The 1,180-nt window shown below is 56.4% G+C and carries 1 rRNA gene; it reads right to left on the bottom strand.

Annotated features, from left to right (window positions below):
• Positions 1-7: 7 nt before the first annotated feature.
• Positions 8-1,180, bottom strand: a 23S ribosomal RNA gene (locus ACIGAQ_RS37970); the annotation flags it as partial.

Below are 1,180 nucleotides of genomic sequence, written 5' to 3'. Positions count from 1 at the left end.
AGCAACTGAGGACAAGCCCTCGGCCTATTAGTACCGGTCAACTCCACCAGTTACCTGGCTTCCATATCCGGCCTATCAACCCAGTCGTCTACTGGGAGCCTTACCCTCTCTAGGAGGTGGGAGTCCTCATCTCGAAGCAGGCTTCCCGCTTAGATGCTTTCAGCGGTTATCCCTCCCGAACGTAGCCAACCAGCCATGCCCTTGGCAGAACAACTGGCACACCAGAGGTTCGTCCGTCCCGGTCCTCTCGTACTAGGGACAGCCCTTCTCAAGACTCCTACGCGCACAGCGGATAGGGACCGAACTGTCTCACGACGTTCTAAACCCAGCTCGCGTACCGCTTTAATGGGCGAACAGCCCAACCCTTGGGACCGACTCCAGCCCCAGGATGCGACGAGCCGACATCGAGGTGCCAAACCATCCCGTCGATATGGACTCTTGGGGAAGATCAGCCTGTTATCCCCGGGGTACCTTTTATCCGTTGAGCGACGGCGCTTCCACAAGCCACCGCCGGATCACTAGTCCCGACTTTCGTCCCTGCTCGACCCGTCGGTCTCACAGTCAAGCTCCCTTGTGCACTTACACTCAACACCTGATTGCCAACCAGGCTGAGGGAACCTTTGGGCGCCTCCGTTACCCTTTAGGAGGCAACCGCCCCAGTTAAACTACCCATCAGACACTGTCCCTGATCCGGATCACGGACCCAGGTTAGACATCCAGCACGACCAGACTGGTATTTCAACGACGACTCCACCCACACTGGCGTGTGAGCTTCAAAGTCTCCCAGCTATCCTACACAAGCCGAACCGAACACCAATATCAAACTGTAGTAAAGGTCCCGGGGTCTTTCCGTCCTGCTGCGCGAAACGAGCATCTTTACTCGTAGTGCAATTTCACCGGGCCTATGGTTGAGACAGTCGAGAAGTCGTTACGCCATTCGTGCAGGTCGGAACTTACCCGACAAGGAATTTCGCTACCTTAGGATGGTTATAGTTACCACCGCCGTTTACTGGCGCTTAAGTTCTCAGCTTCGCCCCACCGAAATGGAGCTAACCGGTCCCCTTAACGTTCCAGCACCGGGCAGGCGTCAGTCCGTATACATCGCCTTACGGCTTCGCACGGACCTGTGTTTTTAGTAAACAGTCGCTTCTCGCTGGTCTCTGCGGCCACCCCCAGCTCA

The organism is Streptomyces sp. NPDC085932 (assembly GCF_044540525.1).
GTDB lineage: Bacteria > Actinomycetota > Actinomycetes > Streptomycetales > Streptomycetaceae > Streptomyces > Streptomyces levis.
The sequence above is the reverse complement of the archived record's forward strand: the minus strand, read 5'-3'. Positions and strand labels throughout refer to the sequence as shown.